Source organism: Paenibacillus gyeongsangnamensis (assembly GCF_027533625.1).
In the GTDB taxonomy this organism is placed as follows: Bacteria; Bacillota; Bacilli; order Paenibacillales; family NBRC-103111; genus Paenibacillus_G; species Paenibacillus_G gyeongsangnamensis.
Genome location: NZ_JAQAGZ010000022.1, coordinates 44363 through 68713, shown reverse-complemented (window position 1 = coordinate 68713; position 24351 = coordinate 44363). Strand labels below are relative to the sequence as shown.

General features: G+C 56.7%; 23 protein-coding genes. 11 read left to right on the top strand and 12 right to left on the bottom strand.

Annotated features, from left to right (window positions below; all coding sequences use genetic code 11):
* The first annotated feature begins 846 nt into the window (after positions 1-846).
* The 4 genes from O9H85_RS28300 to O9H85_RS28285 are packed head-to-tail and all read left to right on the top strand — an operon-like array spanning position 847 to position 5476.
* Positions 847-1893, top strand: a complete 1047-nt coding sequence (locus O9H85_RS28300) for a BMP family lipoprotein (protein ID WP_269884759.1) — start codon at positions 847-849, stop codon at positions 1891-1893.
* Positions 1890-3461, top strand: a complete 1572-nt coding sequence (locus tag O9H85_RS28295) for an ABC transporter ATP-binding protein (protein WP_269884758.1) — start codon at positions 1890-1892, stop codon at positions 3459-3461. The genes O9H85_RS28300 and O9H85_RS28295 overlap by 4 nt, the downstream gene beginning before the upstream one ends.
* Positions 3433-4509 (top strand): ABC transporter permease, encoded by a 1077-nt coding sequence (locus tag O9H85_RS28290; protein WP_269884757.1) that lies wholly within the window; start codon positions 3433-3435, stop codon positions 4507-4509. The genes O9H85_RS28295 and O9H85_RS28290 overlap by 29 nt, the downstream gene beginning before the upstream one ends.
* Positions 4510-4513: 4 nt before the next feature.
* On the top strand, positions 4514-5476 hold the full coding sequence (locus O9H85_RS28285) for an ABC transporter permease (RefSeq protein ID WP_269884756.1): 963 nt from the start codon (positions 4514-4516) through the stop codon (positions 5474-5476).
* A 457-nt stretch (positions 5477-5933) separates the two neighbouring features.
* Here O9H85_RS28285 and O9H85_RS28280 read toward each other — a convergent pair whose 3' ends face one another.
* The 4 genes from O9H85_RS28280 to O9H85_RS28265 all read right to left on the bottom strand — a co-directional run bounded on the left by O9H85_RS28280 (position 5934) and on the right by O9H85_RS28265 (position 8553).
* Positions 5934-7001, bottom strand: a complete 1068-nt coding sequence (locus tag O9H85_RS28280) for an acyltransferase family protein (RefSeq protein ID WP_269884755.1) — start codon at positions 6999-7001, stop codon at positions 5934-5936.
* A 295-nt stretch (positions 7002-7296) separates the two neighbouring features.
* Positions 7297-7749, bottom strand: coding sequence for a hypothetical protein (locus O9H85_RS28275; protein WP_269884754.1), 453 nt, complete (start codon positions 7747-7749; stop codon positions 7297-7299).
* A 22-nt stretch (positions 7750-7771) separates the two neighbouring features.
* The gene (locus O9H85_RS28270; RefSeq protein WP_269884753.1) at positions 7772-8215 is read right to left on the bottom strand and encodes an ATP-binding protein; all 444 of its coding nucleotides are present in this window, start codon (positions 8213-8215) and stop codon (positions 7772-7774) included.
* Positions 8215-8553 (bottom strand): STAS domain-containing protein, encoded by a 339-nt coding sequence (locus O9H85_RS28265; protein WP_409348217.1) that lies wholly within the window; start codon positions 8551-8553, stop codon positions 8215-8217. The genes O9H85_RS28270 and O9H85_RS28265 overlap by 1 nt, the downstream gene beginning before the upstream one ends.
* Positions 8554-8735: 182 nt before the next feature.
* Between O9H85_RS28265 and O9H85_RS28260 the strand changes: the two genes are divergently transcribed.
* The 6 genes from O9H85_RS28260 to O9H85_RS28235 all read left to right on the top strand — a co-directional run bounded on the left by O9H85_RS28260 (position 8736) and on the right by O9H85_RS28235 (position 13854).
* Positions 8736-8897, top strand: a complete 162-nt coding sequence (locus tag O9H85_RS28260; RefSeq protein ID WP_269884752.1) for a hypothetical protein — start codon at positions 8736-8738, stop codon at positions 8895-8897.
* 242 nt (positions 8898-9139) lie between these two features.
* Entirely contained in the window at positions 9140-11557 is a 2418-nt protein-coding gene (locus O9H85_RS28255; RefSeq protein ID WP_269884751.1) for an S-layer homology domain-containing protein, read from the top strand.
* A 247-nt stretch (positions 11558-11804) separates the two neighbouring features.
* Complete coding sequence (locus tag O9H85_RS28250; RefSeq protein WP_269884750.1) at positions 11805-12566, top strand: lipase family protein; 762 nt, start codon at positions 11805-11807, stop codon at positions 12564-12566.
* A 99-nt stretch (positions 12567-12665) separates the two neighbouring features.
* A complete protein-coding gene (locus O9H85_RS28245; protein WP_269884749.1) occupies positions 12666-13280 on the top strand; it encodes a nitroreductase family protein in 615 nt (204 codons plus the stop codon).
* A 39-nt stretch (positions 13281-13319) separates the two neighbouring features.
* Positions 13320-13460 carry a hypothetical protein gene (locus O9H85_RS28240; RefSeq protein ID WP_269884748.1) on the top strand — a complete coding sequence of 47 codons (141 nt, stop codon included), beginning with the start codon at positions 13320-13322 and terminating at the stop codon, positions 13458-13460.
* Between the two features lie 157 nt (positions 13461-13617).
* Positions 13618-13854, top strand: coding sequence for a hypothetical protein (locus tag O9H85_RS28235; RefSeq protein ID WP_269884747.1), 237 nt, complete (start codon positions 13618-13620; stop codon positions 13852-13854).
* A gap of 44 nt (positions 13855-13898) precedes the next feature.
* Here the strand turns inward: O9H85_RS28235 and O9H85_RS28230 are convergent, their stop codons facing one another.
* From O9H85_RS28230 to O9H85_RS28200, 7 genes are all read right to left on the bottom strand, one after another.
* Positions 13899-14480: a hypothetical protein gene (locus O9H85_RS28230; protein ID WP_269884746.1), complete on the bottom strand. Its 582-nt coding sequence runs from the start codon at positions 14478-14480 to the stop codon at positions 13899-13901.
* A 45-nt stretch (positions 14481-14525) separates the two neighbouring features.
* On the bottom strand, positions 14526-14852 hold the full coding sequence (locus O9H85_RS28225) for a general stress protein (RefSeq protein WP_269884745.1): 327 nt from the start codon (positions 14850-14852) through the stop codon (positions 14526-14528).
* 31 nt (positions 14853-14883) lie between these two features.
* Positions 14884-16080, bottom strand: a complete 1197-nt coding sequence (locus O9H85_RS28220; protein ID WP_269884744.1) for a glucose-1-phosphate adenylyltransferase — start codon at positions 16078-16080, stop codon at positions 14884-14886.
* Between the two features lie 199 nt (positions 16081-16279).
* Positions 16280-17455, bottom strand: coding sequence for an ATP-binding protein (locus O9H85_RS28215; protein WP_269884743.1), 1176 nt, complete (start codon positions 17453-17455; stop codon positions 16280-16282).
* Positions 17456-17464: 9 nt separating this feature from the next.
* Positions 17465-18394 (bottom strand): CheR family methyltransferase, encoded by a 930-nt coding sequence (locus tag O9H85_RS28210; protein WP_269884742.1) that lies wholly within the window; start codon positions 18392-18394, stop codon positions 17465-17467.
* Positions 18385-21852, bottom strand: coding sequence for a response regulator (locus O9H85_RS28205; protein WP_269884741.1), 3468 nt, complete (start codon positions 21850-21852; stop codon positions 18385-18387). Before O9H85_RS28205 ends, O9H85_RS28210 begins: the two co-directional genes overlap by 10 nt.
* A 48-nt stretch (positions 21853-21900) precedes the next feature.
* A complete protein-coding gene (locus O9H85_RS28200) occupies positions 21901-23058 on the bottom strand; it encodes a PP2C family protein-serine/threonine phosphatase (RefSeq protein ID WP_269884740.1) in 1158 nt (385 codons plus the stop codon).
* 325 nt (positions 23059-23383) lie between these two features.
* Here O9H85_RS28200 and O9H85_RS28195 point away from each other — a divergent pair, with 325 nt between their 5' ends.
* Positions 23384-23686, top strand: coding sequence for a general stress protein (locus O9H85_RS28195; RefSeq protein ID WP_269884739.1), 303 nt, complete (start codon positions 23384-23386; stop codon positions 23684-23686).
* 142 nt (positions 23687-23828) lie between these two features.
* Here O9H85_RS28195 and O9H85_RS28190 read toward each other — a convergent pair whose 3' ends face one another.
* Positions 23829-24326, bottom strand: a complete 498-nt coding sequence (locus O9H85_RS28190) for a hypothetical protein (RefSeq protein WP_269884738.1) — start codon at positions 24324-24326, stop codon at positions 23829-23831.
* Positions 24327-24351: the final 25 nt, after the last annotated feature.

Genomic DNA, 24351 nt, shown 5'->3' with positions numbered 1-24351 from the left:
AGCCAGGCTCGAGAGAAGGCAGGTTCCTAAGTAGGAACCGAGGCTTTCTTAGCCTGGCTGTCGGCCGTTTGCGGGCGGTAGTGAACCTCCGGGCGCTACTAGTGAGCCTAGGTTCACTTGGGACAGGCTATCGGCCGTTTCGCAGGCGATAGTGAACCATCGGGCGCTACTAGTGAGCCTAGGTTCGCTCGATGTACCCGGAGGTTCATTACCGCCCCGCAACGAATGGTCGGCACTCCGGTAATGAAGCTAGGTTCCTTTGTAATGAACCGAAGTTCACTAGAACTTGGCTGTCCGCCGTTTCGCAGACGATAGTGATCCTCCAGGCGCTACTAGTGAGCTTAGGTTCGCTCGATGTACTCGAAGGTTCATTACCGCCCCATAACGCATGGCCGGCACTCCGGTAGTGAAGCTAGGTTCCTTTGTAATGAATCGAGGTTCACTAGAACCTGGCTGTCTGCCGTTTCGCAAACGATAATGAACCTCTGGGCGCTACTATTGAGCCTAGGTTCGCTCGAGTCGTTGTACTCGGTCAGGTTCGCTCAATGTACTCGGTGGTTCACTACCGCCCCGAAACGATATGGCCGACACTCCAGTAGCGAGGTTCCAACTTTCTAAAGCCCGGGGGCGCCCCCCGGGCTAATTTTTTTAGATGACCTGCCCTTTCCCAATATTGGCATAAAGCGTCAAGGAGCGGTGAATACTACCTCTGCTAAAAGCAGCTAAACAGCGCAATTTCGGCAGCGCCGACACCCGCGCAGCATTCCTCAGCTTCGGCGCACTGCATATCCGGGCAAGTCGGCGGTACGGTAATTTCATTTTACGAAACGGAGAGTGACAAGTGGGATGAAAAAAGGGATCTCAGTCATTGCGGTCGGCTTGCTGGCCGCCTCATTGACGTTTAGCGGCTGCGCCAAGAAACCGGCGGATACGGGAGCAGGCAAAACTCCGGCAGCGGGCGGCGCCGGCAATCAGGCTGCGGCCAAATTCAATATCGGCATGGTGACCGACGTCGGGGGCGTGAATGACAACTCGTTCAACCAGAGCTCTTGGGCGGGTTTGCAGAAGCTCGAGAAGGATACCGGTGCCAAGGTGAAATATTTGCAAAGCAAAAGCGACGCCGATTATATACCGAACATCAATCAGCTAGTCAAAAGCAACTACAACCTCACCTGGGGTATCGGCTTCATGATGGGCGACGCGGTGAAGACGGTGGCGGATCAGAACAAGGACGCCAAGCTCGCCATCATCGACAACGTAGTGGATGCTCCGAACGTGGAGTCGGTTACTTTTGCAGAGAACGAGGGGTCGTTCCTTGTCGGCGTGGTAGCGGGCTCGATGACCAAATCGAACAAAATCGGTTTCGTCGGCGGCATCGACATCCCCGTCATTAAACGGTTCGAGGCCGGCTTCAAGGCGGGCGTCGCCGCGGTGAATCCGAATGCCAAGGTGACGATCAACTACACCGGCGCTTTCGATAAGCCCGACCTGGGCAAGGCAGCTGCGGCAACGATCTATAACGACGGAGCGGACATCGTATTCCATGCGGCGGGGGCGACCGGCAACGGGGTGTTCAACGAGGCGAAGGACCGGCTGAAGACCGGCAAAAAAGTCTGGGTCATCGGCGTAGACCAAGACCAATCGCTCGTATTCGGCGACGAGGTGACGCTAACTTCCATGGTCAAGCGGGTGGACAATGCCGTCTATAAAATTTCGCAAGACGTCATTAACGGCAAGTTTACCGGCGGCAAAACCCAGGTGCTCGGCCTGAAGGACGACGGGGTCGGTCTGCCGGACACCTCCAAGAAGAACGTTCCTGCCGACGTGCTTGCGAAAGTCGATGACTATAAACAAAAGATTATCAAAGGCGACATCAGGGTTCCTGAAAAATGACCAACAGGGTGGAAATGCGCGGCATTACAAAGCGTTTTCCCGGCATAGTGGCCAACGACCGGATCAGCCTGACGCTGCGGCAGGGCGAAATTCTCGCTCTTCTCGGAGAGAACGGCGCAGGCAAATCAACGCTGATGAACATCTTGTTCGGGCTGTATCAACCGGATGAAGGCGAGATTCACGTCAACGGCGAGCGTGTCGAGATCTCGGGCCCTAAGACGGCGATCCGGCTCGGGCTCGGCATGGTGCACCAGCATTTCAAGCTCGTCCAACCGTTTACCGTGACCGAGAACATCATTCTTGGGATGGAGCCGAAGCAGCGGCTCGGCATGGATTATGCGAAGGCGGAGAAGCAGGTTGCCGAGCTGTCGGCCCGGTACGGTCTGAGGGTCGACCCGCGGGCCAGGGTCCGCGACATTTCCGTCGGTATGCAGCAGCGTGTGGAAATTCTGAAGACGCTGTACCGAGGGGCTGATATCCTCATTTTCGACGAGCCAACCGCGGTGCTCACCCCGCAGGAAATCCATGAACTGATGGAGATTCTCCGCAAGCTGACGGCCGAGGGGAAGTCGATCATTCTCATCACGCATAAGCTGAAGGAAATTATGGCGATTGCGGACCGGGTGACGGTCATTCGGCGCGGCCAAGTGATCGATACGCTGAACGTCAAGGAGACCAATCCCGATGAGCTCGCGGCCAAAATGGTTGGACGTCAGGTCACCTTCCGTCTGGACAAGAGGCCGGCTTCACCGGGCAAGGCCGTCCTCGCCCTCGAAGGCGTAACCGCCCGCGGGACCGGCGATGTACTCGCGCTCAGCGGCGTAACGCTCGAGGTGCGGGGCGGCGAAATTCTCGGCCTCGCCGGCGTCGACGGCAACGGGCAGAGCGAGCTGATCGAGGCCGTCACGGGACTGCGCGGCGTGGACAGCGGCCGCATCCGGCTGAACGGCGAGGATATCGCGGGTGCCGCCCCGCGTCCGATTGCCGAGCGCGGTGTCGCGCATATTCCCGAAGACCGGCATAAGCGCGGTCTGGTGCTCGATTTCTCCATGAGCGAGAATCTGGTGCTCAAATCGTATTATAAGCCCGCCTACAATCGCGGCGGCTTTCTGGATTACGCCGCGATCGACAAGCAGGCGCAGCGGCTGATCGGCGAGTTCGACGTACGGACGCCGGGGACGCATACCCCTGCCCGGGCTTTGTCCGGAGGCAATCAGCAGAAGGCGATCATCGCACGGGAGGTCGACCAGGATCCCGACCTCCTGATTGCCGCTCAACCGACGCGGGGGCTCGATGTCGGGGCGATCGAATTCATTCACAAGCGGCTGCTGGAGCAGCGCGACAAAGGAAAGGCTGTGCTGCTCGTCTCTCTGGAACTGGACGAGATTCTCCAGCTGTCCGACAGGATCGCCGTTATCTATGAAGGCCGGATTGTGGGCTTCGCCGACCCGGCTACGACGACGGACCGGGAGCTGGGGCTTATGATGTCCGGCTCCGGGACGGCCGCCGGGGCTACCACAGAAGCAGGAGGTGACGCGCGTGACCAAGACATCCCGCGTTCTCGTTAAAGATTCGGTCCTCGTGCCGCTGGTCGCGATCGTGCTCGGCCTCCTGGTCGGCGCGGTCATCATGATGATCGGCGGCTACGATCCGCTGACGGCCTACGCTTCACTTGTGCAGAAGGTCGTCGGCGATCCCTATAACCTCGGCGAGACGATCCGCGAGATTACGCCGCTCGTGCTGACCGGTCTGTCGGTGGCGTTCGCTTTTCGCACGGGACTGTTCAATATCGGCGGGGAAGGCCAGTTCGTGATGGGCATGACGGGGGCATCCTGGATCGGCATCAAGCTGAGCCTCCCCTTCTGGATTCATGCGCCGCTGGCTGTTGTAGTCGGCGCCGTCCTCGGGGGCCTTTGGGGAGCAATCGCCGGTTATTTAAAAGCGAAGCGCGGCGTCAACGAGGTCATTACGACGATCATGCTGAACTGGATCGCGCTGTACTTGGGGAACTATATTGTCGGGAATTTTTTGCTTCAGCCGGGGCAGCAGCGCTCTTATCTCATTCATGACACCGCCTCCGTCAGTATGCGCACGTTAAGCGCCCTCTTCGGGAATGCGAGGCTGCACTGGGGAATTCCGATTGCGATTGTGGCGGCGGTCGTCTTCTATGTCCTGCTCTGGCGGACGCGCCAGGGCTATGAGCTTCGGGCCGTCGGGCACAGTCCGTCCGCCGCCGAATACGCAGGGATGAATGTGGGAGGCAACGTCATTCGGGCCATGTTCATCGGAGGCTTGTTCGCGGGTCTGGCGGGCGTATTTGAAATTCTCGGCGTCTTTCATTATCAAGTGATCGCCGCTTCTTCACCGGGCTACGGCTTCGACGGCATTGCCGTGGCGCTGCTCGGAGGCAATCACCCGCTGGGCGTCGTGCTGGCCGCCGTGCTGTTCGGCACGCTGACCTACGGCTCAGCGGGCATGAGCTTCGGGGCCGATGTGCCTCCCGAGATCGTACGCGTCATTATCGGTACGGTGATCTTTTTTGTCGCTTCGCACGGGATTATCCGATGGCTGCTAAAGCCGTTCCTGGCGAAGCGCAAATCCGGGGAGGTGGCCTAAGGTCATGGACGTGCTTCGCATTATCGGGGAGCTGATTCATACGACGCTTGTGTTTTCTACGGCGCTGATATTGACCGCGCTTGGCGGCATTTTCTCGGAGCGGTCCGGCGTCGTCAATATCGGCCTGGAGGGACTCATGGTGTCGGGCGCCTTCGCTTCCGCCGTGGCCGCCTATTATGCCGAGCAAGCCGGGATGACGGACAGCGCGCCCTGGGTCGGGGTTCTGGCCGCAGTCGTGTTCGGGATACTCGTCTCCATCATCCATGCCGTCGCGTCCATCACCTTCAAGGCGGATCAGGTCGTCAGCGGCGTGGTGATCAACTTTTTGGCGGCGGGATTAACAGTGTATCTGGTGAAAATTTTGTTTAACGGCGCCGGACAAACGGAAACGTTGAACACCGTGTTCCATAATGTGAACATACCAGGTCTGGCCTCCATCCCGCTGCTGGGCTACGGGCTGTTCAGCGCCTATCCGACGACGTATCTGGCTTGGATTCTGGTGGCGGTAACATGGTATGTCCTTTTCAAAACACCCTTCGGGCTCCGGCTGCGTGCGGTAGGCGAGCACCCTGGCGCAGCGGACACGCTGGGCGTGCCCGTTGCCCGGATCCGCTATATCGGTGTGCTGCTGAGCGGCGCGCTCGGCGGGCTGGGCGGAGCGACGATCACGCTCACGACGACGAGCAACTTTTCGCACAATACGATCTCGGGCCAAGGCTTCATTGCGCTGGCCGCCATGATTTTCGGCAAGTGGCACCCGTTCGGCGTCTTGGGGGCGGCCATTTTTTTCGGCTTCGCGCAAGCGATCAAAAACTTCGTGCAGCTGTTCGAGATTTCGAAGTCGATTCCAATGGAATTCCTGTACATGCTGCCGTACATCTTGACCATTCTAGTGCTCGCCGGGGCCGTAGGACGCGCGTACCCTCCCGCTTCGTTAGGCGAGCCCTACGATCCGGGCAAACGGTAGGACCTTTCAAGGCCCCGTGTTTGGAGTGGGGCAGTTGGCACTCGAAGATGCGGTAATGAAGTACCGGGCATTACTAGTGTTCATAGGTTCACTTGTAGAGTCCCGAGGTTCACTACCGGCTGCAATGGGCTGATGGAAAGATTATAGCGAACCTAGGTTCACTTGTAATGAAGCTCGGTTCACTAAATCGGGGGAGCCAGCGCTCGCAGATGCTGTAGTGAACTTCCGGGCGCTACCAGTACTCCCAGGTTCACTTGTAGAGTCTTGAGGCTCACTACCGCTGCCTCGTACGAACCTGGGTTCACTGTGAAAAGTGCATAGTGAGCCTGGGTTCTTATAAATGCTGCCGCGGGACCAGAGCGTGAATTTGATGAACCGGTATCGGCTTGTATTCTCTACCGGATAACGCCCGTATGGGCGTTATTTTTTATTCTCATAAAACCCAAAAAAGCCGAACCTACGAAGAGGTTACGGCTTTCCGGCTGGATATCCAGCCCGCGGCGCTCACCTGCCGCATGACTGTCGTCAGGAGCGGCCGCTCGACAAATCGATAAACGAGGAGACATAACAGCAGGCCGGTCAGAAAGCATAAGGTCACTGTCGCTGCAGGACCGAGGTATTTGATCAAATGAGCGCCCCGCGCGAGCTTGAACGTGACGGACATCATCGGCAAGCTTGCGAGCAAAATGGAATACGAAGCGTTCCCGCAGTAGACCAGGGGCTTCAGCCAGCGGGTCTCTTGCGCCTGCCACGTGACCACGCCGACCAGCAAGAGCGCCGAGCCCAGTGTATACAGCAGGTCGGAGGACGGCACCTGCTGGCCCAATCGCAGCATCCATAGGAGCGGATACGTCAGCGCACCGGCCGCGATCCACCAGAGCCCGCCGATTCTCCAGCGTTTCACGGCATATGCTACCGCGACGCCTGCGAAAAATTCAAGATTCGCTTCGTTGAACAAAAAGTTGATCAGCACGCTGTTTTTCATATGGATCCAGCCCAGAGCGTTGAAAACAATAAGGGTCAGCCACGATACGACGAGAGCGGCCGCCGCCCTTCTCTTCATGATGAAAAACAACGAAAATATCAGGTAAAACCACACCACATAAGTCAGCGACCAAGCCACGCCAAGAATCGGCGCATTTTGCTGGGGCCAGAGCAGCAGCGATTCCACAATCACGGATGGCTTGCGCTCATAACCGAATCCGAAGGACGGAACGATGAAATACATCGGCACCACCGCGGCTGTGATCAGCCAATACAGCGGATAAATGCGCGCGAAACGCTTTATCAGGAAGGGCCCGAACGCGCTGTGATCGCCGAAGCGATGGCGGTAGAGGGTAAACATTAAATATCCCGTCAGGGCAAAAAAGAACGTGTACGCCCCGCTCCTCCCCATTCCGCTGACGCCCAAATAGTTGTAGGCAAAATAATGATCGCTTACCTGCGAGGCGTGGAACAGCATGACCAAGACGACGGCTGCACCACGCGCGGCTTGAACAGCCACGAGGTTTTGTTTCTCTCTCATTCTTTTCCAGGCTCCATTCTCTCTATTAGTCTCTATTGACCTCGATTAGCTTCTATGTAGCCTCTATTAATCTCTATAGTCTCTACTCCATATAACCCGAGTATGTCAAACAATCGTGACGAAAAGATGACGCGAACCTGAATATATGCTGAAAACAAGCTGAAGGTCCGCTTAAGCGGACCTTCAGCTGGTGGATATTGAATCATAAGCCCGGAGGCCTCGGGTTACAGCACGACCGGGTTGCCCCCGAACGGACCGGCCGTACCCGTACCGGTAGTTCAACTGGAGCCGGAGCCTAAGCCCGAACCGGAGCAAGGTCGAGGACCAATACGGCTACACCTTCCCCAGCCGGATCAAGCTGGGCCAGCGGATCAAGGAGCGCGATTATACGATCCGGCGCATCCGGGAAGGCCAGGCCAATATTAAGCCGATCGTCGACCACTATTTCAGCCGGGCCACCCAGCGCATCGCGGACTTGATCAAGAAGCGCTGGAAGAAATGCCCGGACTTCCAGTGCTTCTACGTCCTCGGCGGCGGCGGTACGGCGCTGAAGCCTTACTTGCTTGAGGCCGCCGGGCCGATGAAGCTTCGGTTCGTTGCCGACAGCGAGCTGCAGAACGTGAAGGGCTACCTGAAGGTGGCCCGAAGCCGCCTCAATCAGAACGCCGTCGCTTCCATGCCGTAACCCTGGCATAGCGAAAGCCAAAAAGGTGCCGCAGGAGCCCGTTTCGACGGGTTCCTGCGGCACCTTCTTTTGTGCTGAAATCCGGTTACGTCTTCCGCTTCACCAGCACGATCGCCTCCGAGCCGGCTTCCTCGCCTTCCGTCAGCCGCACTTCGTCCACCAGCGCCTGCATCAGGTAAAGTCCGAGCCGCTCCGGCGATGCGTCCTGGATCTCCGAGCCGCTCATAGGCTCTGCAGCCTCAACCGCCGGGGCGAAGCGGAAGCCGGGGCCTCCCTGCGCTGACACCTCCAGCGCCTCCGGCAGAAGCCGGAAATCGAGCCGCAGCCAGCCTTCTCCGCCGGCATTCTCCTGCTGCAGGATAATATAAGTGCACGCTTCCGTGACGGCCACCTTCAAATCCTCTATCGCTTCATAGGAATAACCCGCCCGGACCGCCATGCCATAGAGCACGAGCCTGACCGTATCCAGGTAATCGGCCAAGGCCGGCAGGATGAGACGGACCTCGCTTGTTTTCGCCGTAGCGTTCATCAGGAACCGCCCTCGATCGTGAGGAATTTGGATAGACCGGTCAGGTCGAACAGGCGGCGGATCTTGGGCGGCACCTCCTGCACGCTGAGTCCGGAACCCGCTCCCTGGCGAGTTTTGAGCGCTGCAACGAAGATTCCGATGCCCGTGCTGTCTACATAGCTCAGTTCGCGCAAATTCAGCTTCAGCAGCTTTTCCTTATCGGCGGCGAGCGGCTCCACTGCGGCACGGAACTGCTCTACCGTACCAAGGTCCAGCTCGCCTTCGACGAAGAGCACGTTAGCTTCCGGTGTGGACAGCAGCCTGTAATGAAACTTCTCCGATGGGTGGGTCATACTCATTCTAACCTCCCTTGGGATCAAGGTAATTGTAAATTTTAGCATACCAGAAATCGCTTCAAATTTCACGATTGCGTCCGCCCCGGTCCGGATGACGCCTTATTGATTCGCCTTTTGCCCGTCCGGGTAAAAGAGAGTAAGCATCCGATACCCATTGGAGCATACCATTTGAGGGAGTGATGATCATGGACCAGTCGAGAAATGTCGATATCGAGCAGAAGCGCATCGAGAAGAAGATGGACTCGGGCATGGTGGCTTCAACCTTTATCAAGTATGCCGCTTATATCATTATCTTTTTCGGATTCCTGTACTTCATAATTCACTACGTCTTCCCTATGTTCCGGTAAGACCTTCTCAGGGGGGCGGGCGGGTGACACCGGACCGCAAAAAATTTCGGACAACTGCAGCGGTCTCCTTGCCCCGCAAGGAACGCGCTTGGATCCGAATCGTTTTAGCCATCAGGAGAACGCGCTCCGCAGCGGGCGCGTTCTTTTCTTTTCGAATAACGCCCATCCCATGCAACCTTTCCCTCGAGGGCCTCGTCTAAAGAGAAAACACCCCAATATTTTCTAAACAGGGAGGATTTCTCATGCAGTACGATTGGAAAAAAGGCTGTGCCGCGGGCCTGACCGCCGCCATGCTGCTCGGTGCGATGACGCCTGCTTACGCCTCGGCTCAGGTGACCTCGATCTCCGGCACCGTCCCGGCCGCCGCTGCGGACCAGACGGCCGCAAGCGATGCATCCGGCGGCAAGGCGGCTGGAGCAAGCGAAGCGCCCGTAGACACCAAGATCAGCCGCGAGCGCGCGATCGAGCTGGCCAAGGGGTATGTAACGATTCCGGGCGATTACAAGCTGCAGAACGTAAACAACCAGAGCAGCTTCAATCCTGCGGGCGGGAGCCGCGGCTCCTGGAGCCTGAGCTTCGTGAAGCAGGACCAGAACCGCTACTACGGCAATATCAGCGTCTCGGTCGATGCGGATACGGGCAAGCTGCTTTCCTTTTATTTATCGAAGAACGAGCCCGACAAGAAGCCGGTGTTTCCTCCCAAGGTCCAGCTGGCGCAAGCCAAGCAGCTTGTAGAGGAGTACATCGCCGCAATGAAGCCGGAGCTGAAGGACCAAATCAAGTACGACGACGAGTTCGAGCGGAATTACCGCATGCCGCTTAACGGACCGGTACAGTACCAATTCCGCTTCTTCCGTACGGTAAACGGCGTCGTCTTCCCGCAAAACAGCATCAGCGTTACGGTAGGCGACGAGGGCGGCATTGTCGGCTTCAACCTGCAGTGGGACGATACGCTGAATTTCAAAAAACCGGAGAACATCGTGCCGGCGGATCAGGCGGCGGAGCTGTTCAAGAAGAATACCGTTCCCGAGCTGCAGTACATTATGCCGTACGATGTGAAAGAGAAGCCCGAACCGATGCTGGCTTACCAGATGATCCCCTTCCTGCTGGACGCGGAGAAGGGGGAAGCGATCGCTCCGGACGGCTCCAAGCCCGCGGCTTCGCGACCGTGGCTGCCGGTAAGCGACAAGCCGCTTGGCCAAGAGCCGCAGACTCCTATGAAGCTGACGAAGGAGCAGGCGGTGGAGCGCGCCGCCTCACTGCTTCCGATTCCGAAGGACTCGCAGCTGCAAAACGCAGCCTACCGCGAATATACCGACCCCCGAATCGGCACGACCACCTCGGCATGGGAGCTTCGTTGGTCTCATACAACGGAACAGGATAAGGGCAAACCGGACATCACGGCCGTCGTCGACAGCGATACCGGATCGATCACTCACTATTCCAAGTATGATATCCGGCCGCTGCAGGCGGCTCAGACCCAGGCGGCGGATTGGGAGACGACCTACAAGTCGCTTCAAGATAAAGCCGTGCAGTACGTGAAAGCCTGGCTGCCCGCTTACGCACACGAGCTCTACTTCCAGGAACAGCAAATCAGCGATTTGCCGAAGGAAAAGCTGGCTCAAATGAACACGATCAACTTCAATTTCCGCCGGATGGCCGGCGGTGCCTTTACCGAATTTGACCAGGTGAGCCTCAGCTTCGACCGCAGCTCCGGAGAGCTTCAATATTTCAACAGCAATCTGTCCCGTCTGGCCTACCCTGCGGAGCTTCCGGCCATTCTGCCGAACGCTGACGCGAAGAGCAAGCTGCTCTCTCAATATCGGATCGAGCTGCAGTATGTTATCGACCCGAAGAGCGGCGGCGGCTTCCCTTATCCTGCAGGCATGCCGATGGAGAAATACAATGTCATGGTGGCAGCGGGCGAATTCAAGCCGAATGCGAATGCAGCGAAGCCGGAAACCCGGCTGGTCTACGCCTTGAAGCCCGCTTACACGGTCCGCGGTTCCCTGTTCCTTGATGCGGTCACGGGAGAATGGAAGAGCCGCGAGAACGGCAAGGTCGTGAAGCCGCAGGCAGCCCCGCCGAGCGATATTAACGGACACTGGGCGGAGAATGCTCTCCGGTTGATGGTGGATTACCAGGCGCTCGACGTGAAGGACGGCAAAGTGCTCCCGGATGCCCCCATCACCCGCGGCGAGATGATCAAGATGATGCTCCTCACCTTGAACGGCGGGTATGACGTGTTCCCCACAGCCGCTTATGCCGGGCGCGCCGCCAGCTTCTCGGATGTGGCGAAGGATTCCCCTTACTTCGCATATGTCGAGAACGCCGTGGACCGCGGGCTGATCGACCGCACGGATGTCTTCCGTCCGGACGCGACGTTATCCCGGGCAGAGCTTGCGGGTTTGATCGTACGCGGGCTTGGCTACCGCAAGCTGGCTGAGGTGGACGGCCTGTTCACGCCGAAAGCGACCGACCTGGACGGCGTAAAGAACCCGGGCGATATCGCCTTGGTCACCGCGCTCCAGATCATGTCGGCCGACGGCACCCGCTTCTCTCCGGAGGTCCAAGTGACGCGCGCCTCCGCCGCTGCCGCTTTCTATAAATTCCTGCAGGTCCGGGCCGAGCTGCAGGACTCCCCGAACCGGGGCTGGTAAGCCCACTGGGGCTGTCTAAAAAGTCATTTTTACATTTTTTATGCCCCACATAGATTGGTGAATTAGCAGAAAAAGAAGCTTCCAATCCCACCTTGACAGTGGTTTTGGAAGCTTCTTTGTTGGAATTTTGGGTCTAGTTGATTCCGCAAGACCTTTTTGAATCAGCCCCCTTTTTGTTATCGCCGCTACACGTTTATCCGGCCCCTGGAATAAGATGTACCATCATCGAAACCAGGGGTTTTCCAATATGGCGATCAAGGTTCAAAGAACGATATGGCTGGCCGCCGTCGTATTTCAAGCGGTGCGGCAGTTTAAGCAGCAGGGAGCCGTCACCCTTCCGCGCGGTTACCGGCTCGTCAAACAGCTTGGAACGGGAACGTCCCCTTTCCTTGGGTTTATACTCGAATCGGAGAAAAACATCGTCATTGCGTTTCGCGGCACCGAAGATTTGCTGGACCTCTTGCGGGACCTCCAGTTCAATCAAATTCCGTACCGCTATGCCTCCAATGCGGGGGCTACGCATCAAGGCTTGACCCGGTTGTACTCGGACGCTCTGCGCAGCCCGATTCGTGATACGCTGCAGGGCACCTCCCCTGCCAAGAAGCTGCTCCTCACCGGTCACAGCGTCGGAGGCTCCCTCGCTACGCTATGCGCGCTCGATATGGCTGTAAATACCGCTTTCTTGGAGCCGCAGGTAACAACCTTCGGCTCGCCTAAGGTAGGTAATCCTACTTTCGCGCGCGTATTTAATAAGCACGTCACGAACAGCCGGCATATCGTCAACCGATCCGACCTTATACCCCAGCTGCCCTTATCCATCGGGGAAACGGTTTACCGGCACGTGCAGTCGCGTCTTGAGCTGACCTTCCGGAACCGCTCTCTCATCGGCAGCCACCGCATTGAGGCTTATTTCCGCGAGCTTTCGTACCTCGATCCGTCCTACGTTCGCAAGCTGATCCGGCGATCGCCGGGTTTTTGTCCGGAAATCCGGGAGGAGGGGCAGTCCTGAAGAGACGTTCAGACGTGATCCATAAGGAGCGTTGCCAAATTCAGGAACGGCATGCTATATTTTATTCATTAAGTTCCTATTGGAAAGGTAGTGTTTGATGTGTCCAAAAATGAAGCCTATTTTCAACAAGTATCGGCAGAAGTCAAGCCTTTTCGCAAGCATGAATATGACCTGAATCCGCTCTTCCTGAACCGATGGTCCCCGCGCTCTTATTCGGAGCGGAAGGTGAGCGATGCGGATCTCTTCGCCGTGCTGGAAGCGGCCCATTGGGCTCCCTCCTCCTTCAACGACCAACCGTGGCGTTTCTTCGTAGCCAAGACGGACGAGCAGCTCCGCCTGTACCATGAATTCCTGAACGATTTCAACCGCTCCTGGGCTTCCAAGGCACCCGTTCTTGTCGTCATTGCCTCGGACAAGCTGAGAGACAACGGCGATCCGAACGGCGCACACGCCTTCGATGCCGGTACGGCTTGGGGCTACCTGGCGCTGCAGGCGAAGCTGCTCGGTCTTGTTACCCACGCCATCGGCGGATTCGATAGGGAGAAGGCGCGCCGGCTGTTGAATGTGCCGGACCGGTTCGAGCTGCACGCCGTCGTCGCTCTCGGCTACCAGGGCGAGAAGGGTGTTCTGCCCGAAGGACTGCAGGAGCGCGAGGTTCCGAACGGGCGCCGCTCGCTGCATGAACTCGTGATCGAAGGCAAGTACCAGGCATAAAACCGGGCTTATCCAACCGCAAGAACCAGGACTTATGAGATGAATTTTCTCCGGACGACCTTCCGGATCGGTAACGCGGCCTTCTTCGCCAAATGGCTCGGTCCGGATGTTTGGCTCTCCTTTATCGTCGTCGCCGGTGCCTTGGCTTTCCAGCCCGGCGATGGCGTCGATAGGGGCTAGCTTACCGTATCAAGGATTGGATTTGACTTTAAATGATACCTCTCGCTTGCCCTCTGCTCATCTGTGGGCCTCCGATTTACTCTGCTCCGTCTTTTACTCAGGCAGCAACCTGCTTTCGTGCCTAATAAAAAAGCGCCCTCAACGGAGCACCAATCAGGTGTTTTATCCCATAAATAACAAGAACTCTTTCCCTTACTCCACTTATTTGATGTACACCCCGTATGTGCTTTTGTATGTCTATTTGTACAACAAGTTCAATCCGAAAGGATTATACCTTGCAGCCTATATCGTCGGGTGGTCGCTGCTTTTCGTCGCCTTCGAATGGATTGCGGTCATCCTTCATGTGTTCACCTATAACAATTGGATTATTTTTATTCTTTCGCCGTTTACTTAGTATGCTCATCATTGCACCTTTGGTTCTTTCGGTTCGTCATGAGCTTAGTCGGCCATCGCCGAGAACAGATGAACAGAATTCAGCTTCCCGCTCGGGTCCAGAAACAATTTCAGCGCAACCTGCCCCTTGCGGTAGACCAGGCCGTCTTCGGCTATGAAGCTGGGCTTGCCCAGCACCTTCTTCAGGACGTCCGGATTCATGTCGTAAATCTGCCCGTCAATCTCGATCAGGGCGTTGTCTCCGGGCACGCTCACATATTGGATAAAATTGTCGTACAAGCCGATACGGCAGTCCTTATAGACGAAGATCCGTTCATGCTTCAGCAGCGGATCCGATTCGACGCGCAAGGGCTCGCCCTTGATTTCATAAAGCGTTTTCAGATCGTCCGAGACCGATACGCCGTTCACCCGCTCGAACCGCATGGAAGGGGCCTTCGGAACGGCCGCAGCCGGGACCGGCCCAGCGTGATGTACGGCTGCCGTCTTCGCCGATGCGGCCCCCGCCGCGGATACGCTGTCATTCATCGTTATTCCTCCAGCCGCCTGAGGTACGGACGTGATCCAGGAGCCTCCGCAGAGACTGAGCCCGGCCGTCAAGAGGATCCAAGGCCAATGTCGTTTGTTCATGGAAGTTCCCTCCTTTGAGCCGGGCTTGTCCCTTTCCCGGCCTGGTTATTGTTCGTCTACGGCAATCACGATCCGGCCTTTCTCCATCTCTTCCTCATAATATTCGATCGCGGAGGGGGATAAGCCGAGAGCCCGAAGCTTGTCCCGGAGCAAGGCGCCTTCCCCGCGGTACAAAGGCGCGGCCGTATGAACCATGTCTTCCCCGGCCATTCCGATTCGGCTGACGGCCTTAGGCCTAAAGAGCTCTGCGGTTTCTGCGTTCTCATGCGCCAGAATATGAATCTGATGTACATCGCGTCCGGCGGTATAGAGGCTTCGTACCGCTTCCTTGACCTCCTGCTTGCCTGCCGCCACCATAATGGAATGAACCATGGTTTACGCCTCCCCTTAAGTTTTTGGATGATTATCGGGCATGCTCAAAATGCATTGGACCTGCCGGAATATACATCTTCGGCCTCATCTCATGCTTCTTCATGACGCGTTCCCCGTCGCCCACCACTTCGATCGCGGATTCCGACAAGCTCCCGATCGTTGCCCCGTCGTGGATGATCGCCTCTTCACCGATGATGGCGCTCCGGATAAACACGTTCCGGCCGATCTGGGCATTCGGCATGACGACGCAGTCCCGAAGCACGCTGCCTTGTCCGATTTGAACCCCGTAAGAAATGACCGAACGCTCGACATGGCCATAAACCATGGAGCTGCCTGCAATCATGGACTGGGTAACTCTAGCGGCGGGATCCACATACGATTGCCCGATTTCCCCGTTCGGTGTCAGAGTCGGCCAATCGCGTTCGCCGATCGGGAACGCTGTGCGTTTGCCCAGTAAATCCATATGGGCCTCCCACAAGCTCTCGATCGTGCCGACGTCTCTCCAATACCCCTCAAACGAATAAGTTTGAAGATGCCCGTTCGAGCTCAGCATCGCCGGAATAACATCCTTACCGAAATCGTGGCCGGAATCGGGCCGTTCCGCATCCTGCTGCAGCATCTCGCGCAGATAAGACCACTTGAACACATAGATGCCCATGGAAGCAAGATTGCTCTTTGGCTTCATAGGCTTTTCCTCAAACTCGACGATACGTCCTTGCTCGTCCGTTCGCATAATGCCGAACCGGTGCGCCTCTTCCCAAGCTACGGGCGTAACGGCGATGGTGGCGTCCGCCCCGGAAGCTGCGTGTTGCTCCAGCAGCTTGCGGTAATCCATTTGATAAATATGGTCAGCCGAAAGCACGAGCACGTGCTCCGGATCGTATGCTTCGATAAAACCACGGTTGGCATATACTGCGTCCGCGGTGCCTGCATAGCCGTTCGGACCAATATGGCTTTGTTCCGACGCCAGCAGTGTAATGCCGCCCTTCGAGGGATCTCCCCAAACCGAACCGTCCCCGATATGATCATGCAAGGAGTTCCATTGGTATTGAGTGACCACGCCGACCGCTGTCATCCCCGAATGTGCGCAATTGCTCAAGCTGAAGTCGATGATTCGGCAGACCCCGCCGAAATGAACGGCAGGCTTGGCTTTCCTACGGGTTAACACACCGAGCCGACGGCCTTCTCCGCCGGCCAGCAGCATGGCGATACAAGCTTGGGAGCTCATAAACTCACCTGCACCTTTCTGGAATGAATTGAATAAAATGGACGTTGGAACCATTTACTATATATTTAAACGAACGGCTAGGCCCTGAATCACATTCTGCCTTGTTTTGAAGGAAAACATGCACCCTGCCGAAACAAAAAAAATCGGACCGTTCTGCGCCTTTCGCGCTTCACGTTCCGACAGTCCCCTGCACCATAAATCAGTCTTCGCCGCATAATTTCACGATGATCGTAAATACAAACTCCGCCCCCGGGCGGTCCGATTCCACGAGACGGATGCTTCCCTTCATCAAATGCACCAAGTTGCGGCAGATGGCGAGCCCAAGGCCTGTGCCGCTGTATCTTCTCGTCATGGACGAGTCCACCTGGCTGAACGGCTGAAACAGCAGCTCCCGCTTCTCCGGAGGAACTCCGATGCCCGTATCGCTCACGCGGAATTCCAGCTCCAGTTCGTCTTCGCCGCGCGGCTCCCCCTTCACGGATACATGAACTCCCCCGCGTTCCGTGAATTTCACGGCGTTGCCGATCAAATTGACGAGGATTTGCCTCAAGCGCGCCTCGTCGCCGAGCAGGAAATCCGGAATACTCGTGCCGATATCGTATGTCATCTCGAGCTCCTTGCTGCGCGAATCCGGGTGAAAAATCTCGAACGTCTCGATCAGGCAGGCGCGAAGATGGAGCGGCTCTTCCTTGATCTCCATCTTGCCCGACTCCGTCTTCGACAGATCCAGGATGTCGTTGATGATGGAGAGCAGAGCCCCGCCGCTGCGGCGGATCGTCTCCGCGTATTCCTTCTGCTCGCCGTTCAGTTCCGTCTCCAGCAGCAGCTCCGCCATGGCCATGACCCCGTTGAGGGGCGTACGGATCTCGTGGCTCATCATCGCAAGGAATTGCGATTTGGCCAGGGCGGCCTGCTCCGCCGCTTCCTTCGCCCGTTCAAGCTCGCGGCTGCGCTCGTTCAGCAGCTCGGTCTGCCGCTGCAGCTCCTTCTGCGTCAAATAGATGCTGACGAAGCCCTCGATCTTCGACTTCAGCGTGCGCGGCACAAAAGGCTTCACCATATAGTCGATCGCCCCGATGGAATACGCCGTGAATGCTTGATCCTGCTGCTCGGGAGCCGCGGTAATGAAAATGATCGGCACCGCCTTGGTCTTCTCGCGCGATTTGATCCATTGCGCCGTTTCAAAGCCGTCCATTCCGGGCATCTGCACGTCGAGCACGATCACCGCCACTTCGTATTTCAAGAGACAACGCAGCGCCTCCTCGCCGGATCCGGCTTTCACCAGATCGTAATTCTGATCCTCCAGCACCGCTTCCAGAGCAAGCAGATTCTCCGGCTGGTCGTCCACCAGAAGGATGCGGATCGGTTCTTCCATACAGACACCTCATTTGACTTTGCGGAATATTTTCTCCTGCGGGTCCAATGCCTCGTAATCGTCGGCGTGCGCTGAAAAAGCCATCGACTCCTTGTGACCAAGCACCAGGATCCCGGATGCGCTTAGACTGTCATAAATCAGCCTGTGAACCTGGTTGTGCAGATGCGAATTGAAATAAATCAGCACATTCCGGCAAAAGATTACATGAAATTCGTTAAACGATCGATCGGTTACCAGATTGTGCTGGGCGAATACGATTTTTTCCTTAAGGAACGGATGGAACTCCGCCGTCTCCTTCGAGGCGGAATAATAATGGGAGAAGGCGTCCTTCCCCCCGGCTCTCATATAGTTTTTCGTATACTCCTGCATTTTATTGAGCGGATATGAAGCCCGTTCCGCAATGTGCAGGACGTCTTCGCTGATATCGGTGGCATAGATGCGCGCCCGGTCATACAAGCCCTCCTCATCAAGCAAAATCGCGGTGGAATACACCTCTTCCCCCGTCGCACAGCCGGCATGCCATATCCGAAGCGACGGCTGCTCCCTTAGAATCGGGATGACCTGCTCCCGAAACGCGGCGAAGAACGTCGGATCCCGGAACATCTCGGTCACATGGATCACCAGATCGCCGAGCAGTCTTTCCATGCAGCTGCGGTCATGAATCACCCGTTCCTGCAGGCCCGAGATCGTACTGAGGCGCTCCGCGTACACCCGGTGCCAGATCCTCCGTCTCAGGAACGGGTAGGCATAATTCCGAAAATCGTATCCGTAAAGACGGAAAAGCCCCTCAAGCAGCAGCAGGATTTCGACCCGTTCCCGCTCCTCTTGCTCCCCGGTTGCCCCCGGCAGCCAGGGATTCGTATACACAGAGTGGATGCCGCGCAGCGCATTCATCGCTTCCTTCTCTTTGCCGACTAAAGGCCCGCCGTTTATTTGCATAACCAAACCCTCATTAAGGAAAGCAGCTGGTCCGTATGGACCGGCTTCGTAATATAATCCGACGCGCCCGCGGCTATGCATTTCTCACGGTCTTCCTTCATGGCCTTGGCCGTCAGCGCAATAATCGGCAGCCGGTCGAACCGTTCGTCCTCCCGAATGGCCCGCATCGCCTCGAAGCCGTCCACCTCCGGCATCATGATGTCCATCAGCACGAGATCGAAATCCGGCTCGCGGTGCAGCAGCTCCAACGCCTGCCGGCCTGTCTCGGCGAAGGCGACCTCCATTCCGAGCCCCTCCAAGAGCGTCGAGAGGGCGAATACATTGCGGATATCGTCATCGGCCAGCAGCACCTTTTTGCCGGTAAAGACCGCCTCGATGCTGTGAAGCTTCTGCAGCACCTGCTTCTTCTCCTCCGGAAGGCTCTCCTCCACTCGATGAAGGAACAGGGACGTCTCGTCCAGCAGCCGCTCAGGGGACTTCACGTCCTTAATGAGGATCGACTCCGCGTATTCGCCGGACTTAACCGCCGTGATGCTCAGATCGTCACGGGCGATCAGCTTGGTCAGATTCGCCCGCTGGCTTTCGTCCGGCTCGACAAGCAGCAAGTTCTTGAGCTCTCTGTCGAGAAACGACTGAATTTGGTCGAAAGCCTGCTTCAGTCCTTCCCGGTTGGAAGGCTTTCGCAGCCAAGCGATGGCTCCGAGCGCCAGCCCCCGATGCACCTCGTCGACGACCGATATGACGTGAACGGGGATGTGACGCGTTGCATTATCGTTCTTCAGCTGCACAAGCACCGACCATCCGTCTATGACGGGAAGCTGGATATCGAGCAGTATCGCATCGGGCTGACGCATCTTGGCGAGCTCCAGGCCCGTGTCGCCTGACAGCGCGACGATGGCTTTGAACCCGCGGCTGCGGGCCATGTCCAGCAGGACCCCGGCAAAATGTTGATCGTCTTCGATGATCAGCAGCACTTTATCATCCGGTCCTATACGGTCCCGGTCGTCCGGAAGCGTGCCTGCCGCCTGCGGTCCGGACGGCACCGTACCCGCCGCGGTCTCCTTCCGTCCCGCGCGCGCATTCAGCGCCGCAACGCGGATTTGAGGCAAGGCCCCCGGCTCGGGCCGCTCCTCCTCTTGTTTCCGCTCGATAATGAGCGGAAGGTACACCGTGAAACGGCTCCCTTTGCCTTCCTCGCTCTGCAGGCCGATCTTGCCTCCAAGCAGCCCTGCCAGCTGGCGGCTGATCGACAAGCCGAGCCCGGTTCCGCCGTACTTGCGGCTGGTCGTGCCGTCCGCCTGCCGGAACGCCTCGAACACCAACTCCTGCTTGTCGCTCGGGATGCCGATGCCCGTATCTTCCACGGCGAACGAGATCATCGGCTGCGGCTCGTTGACCATGCCGATGTCCAGAAGAATCCATCCGCTGTGGGTAAATTTGAAGGCATTGGACAGCAGATTCTTCAGGATTTGCAATAATCGCGAGGCGTCCGTGATCAATCGGTTAGGCGCCGAATCGTGTACCCGTACCTTGAAGTCCAGATTGCGCGACCGGGCCACCGGCGCAAAAGTACGCTGCAGCGACTCGATGAGATCCGGAACGTCCACCTGCTCGCGCTGAACGTCCATACGGCCCGATTCCACCTTCGCCAGGTCGAGCACATCGTCGATCAGCTTAAGCAGGTCGCAGCCCGAGGAATAGATCGTTTCGGCGTACTCGACCTGCTTAACCGTAAGGTTGCCTTCCTTGTTTTCCTTCAACAGCTGGGACAGGATCAACAAGCTGTTGAGCGGCGTACGAAGCTCGTGCGACATGTTGGCCAGAAACTCCGATTTGTACCTGGAGGCGAGCGCCAGCTCAAACGTTTGCTTCTCAAGCGACTCCTTGGCGCTTTCGATTTGCCTGTTGATCTCCTCGGTCGCCTTCACCTGCTCCTCAAGCTCGACCGTCTTGCGGGTCAACGCTTCGTTCGCCTGCTCCAGCTCCTCCTGCTGCCGCTGCAGCAGCTCTTCGGAGGCTTTGAGCGCCCGCGCCTGCACCTCGAGATGCTCATTGGACGCCTTCAGTTCGTCCTGCTGCGATAAAAGCTCCTCCGATTGGCTCTGAAGCTCATCCGTAAGCGCCTTGTGAATACGGAGAAGCTCTTCATTCTTCAACCGGTCCTTAAGCGAATTGAGCACGATCCCGAATACCTCGGCAATCTGTTCGATCATCTGCCGCTCGACCTCGCCGGGCTTCTTGAGAAAGACCAGCTCGAATACCCCGATCGTCCTCCCGTCGTACAGAATCGGCTGGACATTCAACGCGAGCGGTTCTATCCTGCCGAGAGCGGAGCCGAGCCCGCCGTAATCGGAAGGTGCCTCGTCCAGCACGATAGCCTTCCCGTCCTTGGCCGCCTGCCCGATGAGTCCTTGACCGAAGCGCAGCTCCTCCTGCGCCTCCGATTCAGAATTAGCATAGCTTCCGGCCAGAACCAGCTTCCGCTCGGTTCCTGCCGTCTCCGCCACATAGAACACGCCGCTCTGTGCGCCTACCATGCGGGCCAGTTCCGAAATAAACAATTGCCCCATCTCGTCCACACGGTTGGTTTCCTGGAGCTGATAATAAAGGTGTGCCGAATGGTTCTGAATCCATAGATTGTCTTCATTCATCTTGTTCAGCGCCCGCTCCTTGGCCGTCGTTCGCTCTAGGTCGTCCGCCATCCGATTGAAGAATCCGGCCAGCTTTCCGAATTCATCTCCCGAAGTAACCTTCACCCGGTAAGCGGAATCCCCCCACGCTCCTCCTGCGAACGCCAGCATCAGCTGTTGCAGCGAATTCAGTCCGCGGTTGAAGGCCGTTCCGATCCAATATATGATGCCAAAGCCAAGAAGCAGCCCGGCGATGGTCAGAATGCCAGTGAAGTTGAACCCTCGATTATTGTCTTCCAGAGAACGTTCGATCGCATCGTCCATCGCCTTCTCCTCGTAAGTGCTGATGCCGGCAATGGACTGTATGAACTGATCCTGCAGCGCGTTGCCGGCATTCGTCCTCAGATTGTTAGCATCCTGCTTCTTCCCGGTCCTGTTCATCTGTACGACATTGTCCTTGTAATCCATGAACCGTTTGCCTGTCTGCTTCATATCCTCCGCAAGCCGGCGTTCCTCCGGCGTCGTGAACAACCCGTCGATCTGCTGCATCTCCTGGGAGATCAGCTTGCTTTTATCGTTAATGATCTGATTATTCTTTGTATCGCTTTCTTCCGAATCGATCAGGATGAGATTATCGATCGCCTTGGCCAGCTCCGCCGAATCGTTGCGCAGGGTTGTGCTGAGCTTCAGCCTCTGGTAACGGTTCTCATACATATCCTTCAAGTTCTGATCCGTCATGTTGAGCCGGTTGATGCCGATGCCTGCCAGCGCGAACAGCACAATGATCAGAATGCCGAATCCCACGACAATCTTCGAACGGATTCTCATGTGTTCGTTCCTCTCTTTCTACCGTCGCCTGAACGAGACCCCCCCCCGTTAATAAGCCGTTACGACGACCATGCAAATATCGTCCTTCTGGGATTGCCGGATGTCCTCCGGCAGCAGCCGCTCGACCATGCGAATCGGCTCGGGTTCTGCATGAATGCAGCTCTGCAGCCGCTCGGCCAGCACTTCATATTCCGGCCGCTCCTCGGGGAAATCTGCCGGCAGCGGCAGCTCCTCCAGCAATCCGTCCGTATAAAGCGCGATCTTGATCGGTTTCTCATATACGAATGTGTGTTTGATTATTTCCATCTGATCGAAAAAGCCGATCGCGCAAGTACCCTGATCCAAATAAACGGGAGACTTGCCTTCTTCATAAAGAAAACCGGGCGGGTGTCCGGCATTCACGTAATCGATCGTTTTTTTCTCCGTATCAATCAACAGGTAAATGGCCGTAAAATAATAATTGACCGACGTATTCTTGCGATTCAGCTGGTTCATATACCGGTTCAGCTCCGCTACGACGAATTCCGGCGAGACGAACCGGGTGATCGTGTCCTGCAGCACGGAGGAGATAAACATGCAAACGAGCGCGGACGATATCCCATGGCCCATGATGTCCAGAAGGATAACGCCGCAGCGGTGCTCATCGATCCGATACCAGGCATACATGTCTCCGGCCAGCTCGAAAGAGGGACAATAGGCCGCATCGATTTCAAGCCCCTTCCGCTTCATTGGAAGACTGAGCACCCCGGTTTGCACCTGCCGGGCCAGCTCCAGCTCGCTGCGGATCTTGGCTTCATTCTCCTTGTGCCAATCCTTCTCGAATTTCAGCCTGAGCGCCACTCGGATACGCGCGACGAGCTCAACCTTGTTCACCGGCTTCATGACGTAATCGATCGCCCCGGCCTCCATCGCTTCGGCAAGCTTGTTGGAGTCCCCCACGGCCGTCACGATGATCACCGGAATGTCGCGGTAGCGTTCATCCTTCTGGATGCGCCGGCAAGCTTCAATACCGTCCATTTCCGGCATCATCATGTCCATGAGGATAAGATCCACCGGAATTCTTCCCTTGCCCGCGTGTTCTTCCAGCTGTTCCAGCAGCTCCCGCGCGGAAGCCGCTTTCCAAAAATCGTTGTACCCCGCCGTTTTCAATATTTTCTCAATCACAATAATGTTCACCGGATTATCATCTACAATAGCTATAGGCATAGGCTCTGTCCGCTCCTTAATTTGCTCTTCGTTCCCGGCTTGAAACGAACCCCCGCAGGCTTTGATGTCTTTTCTACTTATTATAGCGATTACATAAGACTAAGTAACCAAATCAGGGAGGATTGAAACATGGAAAGCGGTGATTCAAGACGGTAAATTCAGGTTAATGAAGGGACAAGCCCGTTGCCGGACCGCTCAGCAGACGCTGAAGCCCTGTCGTTCGGACCGCCCTCTACTGGCAAAAGATATTGTTGATGCCCTAGCTTAAGGTTATTAATCATATAGACCATGAACGATTTCGGACCTTAAGGAGTGGAAGAAGAATATGAAACCGCAGAGAATGCACATCAGGCTAGTTCACAATGAGGAACAGGCCCTTCGCGCGATTCGTTCTTTCCGCGAAGAAGGGCACTCGCTGAATGAAATTTACGTGCTTGCGCATGATGGAGAACGGACCGAGGGGTTAAGCAAGCTGACCGATACGAAGACGATCGGCATGATGGAGGAGGACATGGCGAAGGCATTCGCCAACCTGTTCCGCTCCCGAGGGGATCAAATCCCGGGCTACGATGCAGTCGTTCGGCATTTCGGAGGAGGATGCGGATACTTACGAACGGGAGCTGGTTAAAGGCAAAATCATCGTCCTGACTTGGCATAACGATACGGCAACCATCGAACGCAGCGGTTCCCTTCGAAGGGACGCGGTCGTGGACCCGTACCTTACCCGGCCGGCCGCACGGAACCCGTAAGTCTTTCGGTCTTTCCGAAGGCTACGGGTCGCTCGTTCGGCTGTTTTTGGACCAGGCCCATAGATCTTTCGTGAACCGGAGCGCCATCCAGGGCGAGAGCGCGATGCCGATCATCATACAAACGAAAATTTTAATAGGCCACCATCGAATTAGAGCCTGTGCGGAGTTGTTATCCTCCACCGTACGGCCTTTCAGCCAAACGTCAAACAATCGGCTGCCGATGGGGATGCCGCCGATGACATACCCTGTCCATACGGAGACGAAGATTGATGAGCAGGGATGAAAGATGCTGGGGTCTAAGCGAAACAGCAGTTCGGCGGCCCCGAAGCCGCAGAGCAACAAAATCAATGACAAAGCCAGTGTACGCAGGTTGTCGCGACGATAAGCATCGCCATAACGGCGCATGCAGTCCTGGCAATGAGCAACGGCAAACCGGTTGGCGCAGCTTTCGCAGAGCGGTTTACGGCATTGCAAGCAAAGCACAACCGAAGGATCCTGCTGATGAATAGAACAGCACATGCCGAAACGCCCGCTTTCTTCTAGA

What these genes read in the sequence shown, in the direction of transcription:
- O9H85_RS28300 (WP_269884759.1), top strand. Translation starts at nt 847, where the DNA reads ATGAAAAAAGGGATCTCAGTCATTGCGGTCGGCTTGCTGGCCGCCTCA.
- O9H85_RS28295 (WP_269884758.1), top strand. Translation starts at nt 1,890, where the DNA reads ATGACCAACAGGGTGGAAATGCGCGGCATTACAAAGCGTTTTCCCGGC.
- O9H85_RS28285 (WP_269884756.1), top strand. Translation starts at nt 4,514, where the DNA reads ATGGACGTGCTTCGCATTATCGGGGAGCTGATTCATACGACGCTTGTG.
- O9H85_RS28280 (WP_269884755.1), bottom strand. Translation starts at nt 7,001, where the DNA reads ATGAGAGAGAAACAAAACCTCGTGGCTGTTCAAGCCGCGCGTGGTGCA.
- O9H85_RS28270 (WP_269884753.1), bottom strand. Translation starts at nt 8,215, where the DNA reads ATGAACGCTACGGCGAAAACAAGCGAGGTCCGTCTCATCCTGCCGGCC.
- O9H85_RS28265 (WP_409348217.1), bottom strand. Translation starts at nt 8,553, where the DNA reads ATGAGTATGACCCACCCATCGGAGAAGTTTCATTACAGGCTGCTGTCC.
- O9H85_RS28260 (WP_269884752.1), top strand. Translation starts at nt 8,736, where the DNA reads ATGGACCAGTCGAGAAATGTCGATATCGAGCAGAAGCGCATCGAGAAG.
- O9H85_RS28255 (WP_269884751.1), top strand. Translation starts at nt 9,140, where the DNA reads ATGCAGTACGATTGGAAAAAAGGCTGTGCCGCGGGCCTGACCGCCGCC.
- O9H85_RS28250 (WP_269884750.1), top strand. Translation starts at nt 11,805, where the DNA reads ATGGCGATCAAGGTTCAAAGAACGATATGGCTGGCCGCCGTCGTATTT.
- O9H85_RS28240 (WP_269884748.1), top strand. Translation starts at nt 13,320, where the DNA reads ATGAATTTTCTCCGGACGACCTTCCGGATCGGTAACGCGGCCTTCTTC.
- O9H85_RS28230 (WP_269884746.1), bottom strand. Translation starts at nt 14,480, where the DNA reads ATGAACAAACGACATTGGCCTTGGATCCTCTTGACGGCCGGGCTCAGT.
- O9H85_RS28225 (WP_269884745.1), bottom strand. Translation starts at nt 14,852, where the DNA reads ATGGTTCATTCCATTATGGTGGCGGCAGGCAAGCAGGAGGTCAAGGAA.
- O9H85_RS28220 (WP_269884744.1), bottom strand. Translation starts at nt 16,080, where the DNA reads ATGAGCTCCCAAGCTTGTATCGCCATGCTGCTGGCCGGCGGAGAAGGC.
- O9H85_RS28215 (WP_269884743.1), bottom strand. Translation starts at nt 17,455, where the DNA reads ATGGAAGAACCGATCCGCATCCTTCTGGTGGACGACCAGCCGGAGAAT.
- O9H85_RS28210 (WP_269884742.1), bottom strand. Translation starts at nt 18,394, where the DNA reads ATGCAAATAAACGGCGGGCCTTTAGTCGGCAAAGAGAAGGAAGCGATG.
- O9H85_RS28205 (WP_269884741.1), bottom strand. Translation starts at nt 21,852, where the DNA reads ATGAGAATCCGTTCGAAGATTGTCGTGGGATTCGGCATTCTGATCATT.
- O9H85_RS28200 (WP_269884740.1), bottom strand. Translation starts at nt 23,058, where the DNA reads ATGCCTATAGCTATTGTAGATGATAATCCGGTGAACATTATTGTGATT.
- O9H85_RS28195 (WP_269884739.1), top strand. Translation starts at nt 23,384, where the DNA reads ATGAAACCGCAGAGAATGCACATCAGGCTAGTTCACAATGAGGAACAG.
- O9H85_RS28190 (WP_269884738.1), bottom strand. Translation starts at nt 24,326, where the DNA reads ATGTGCTGTTCTATTCATCAGCAGGATCCTTCGGTTGTGCTTTGCTTG.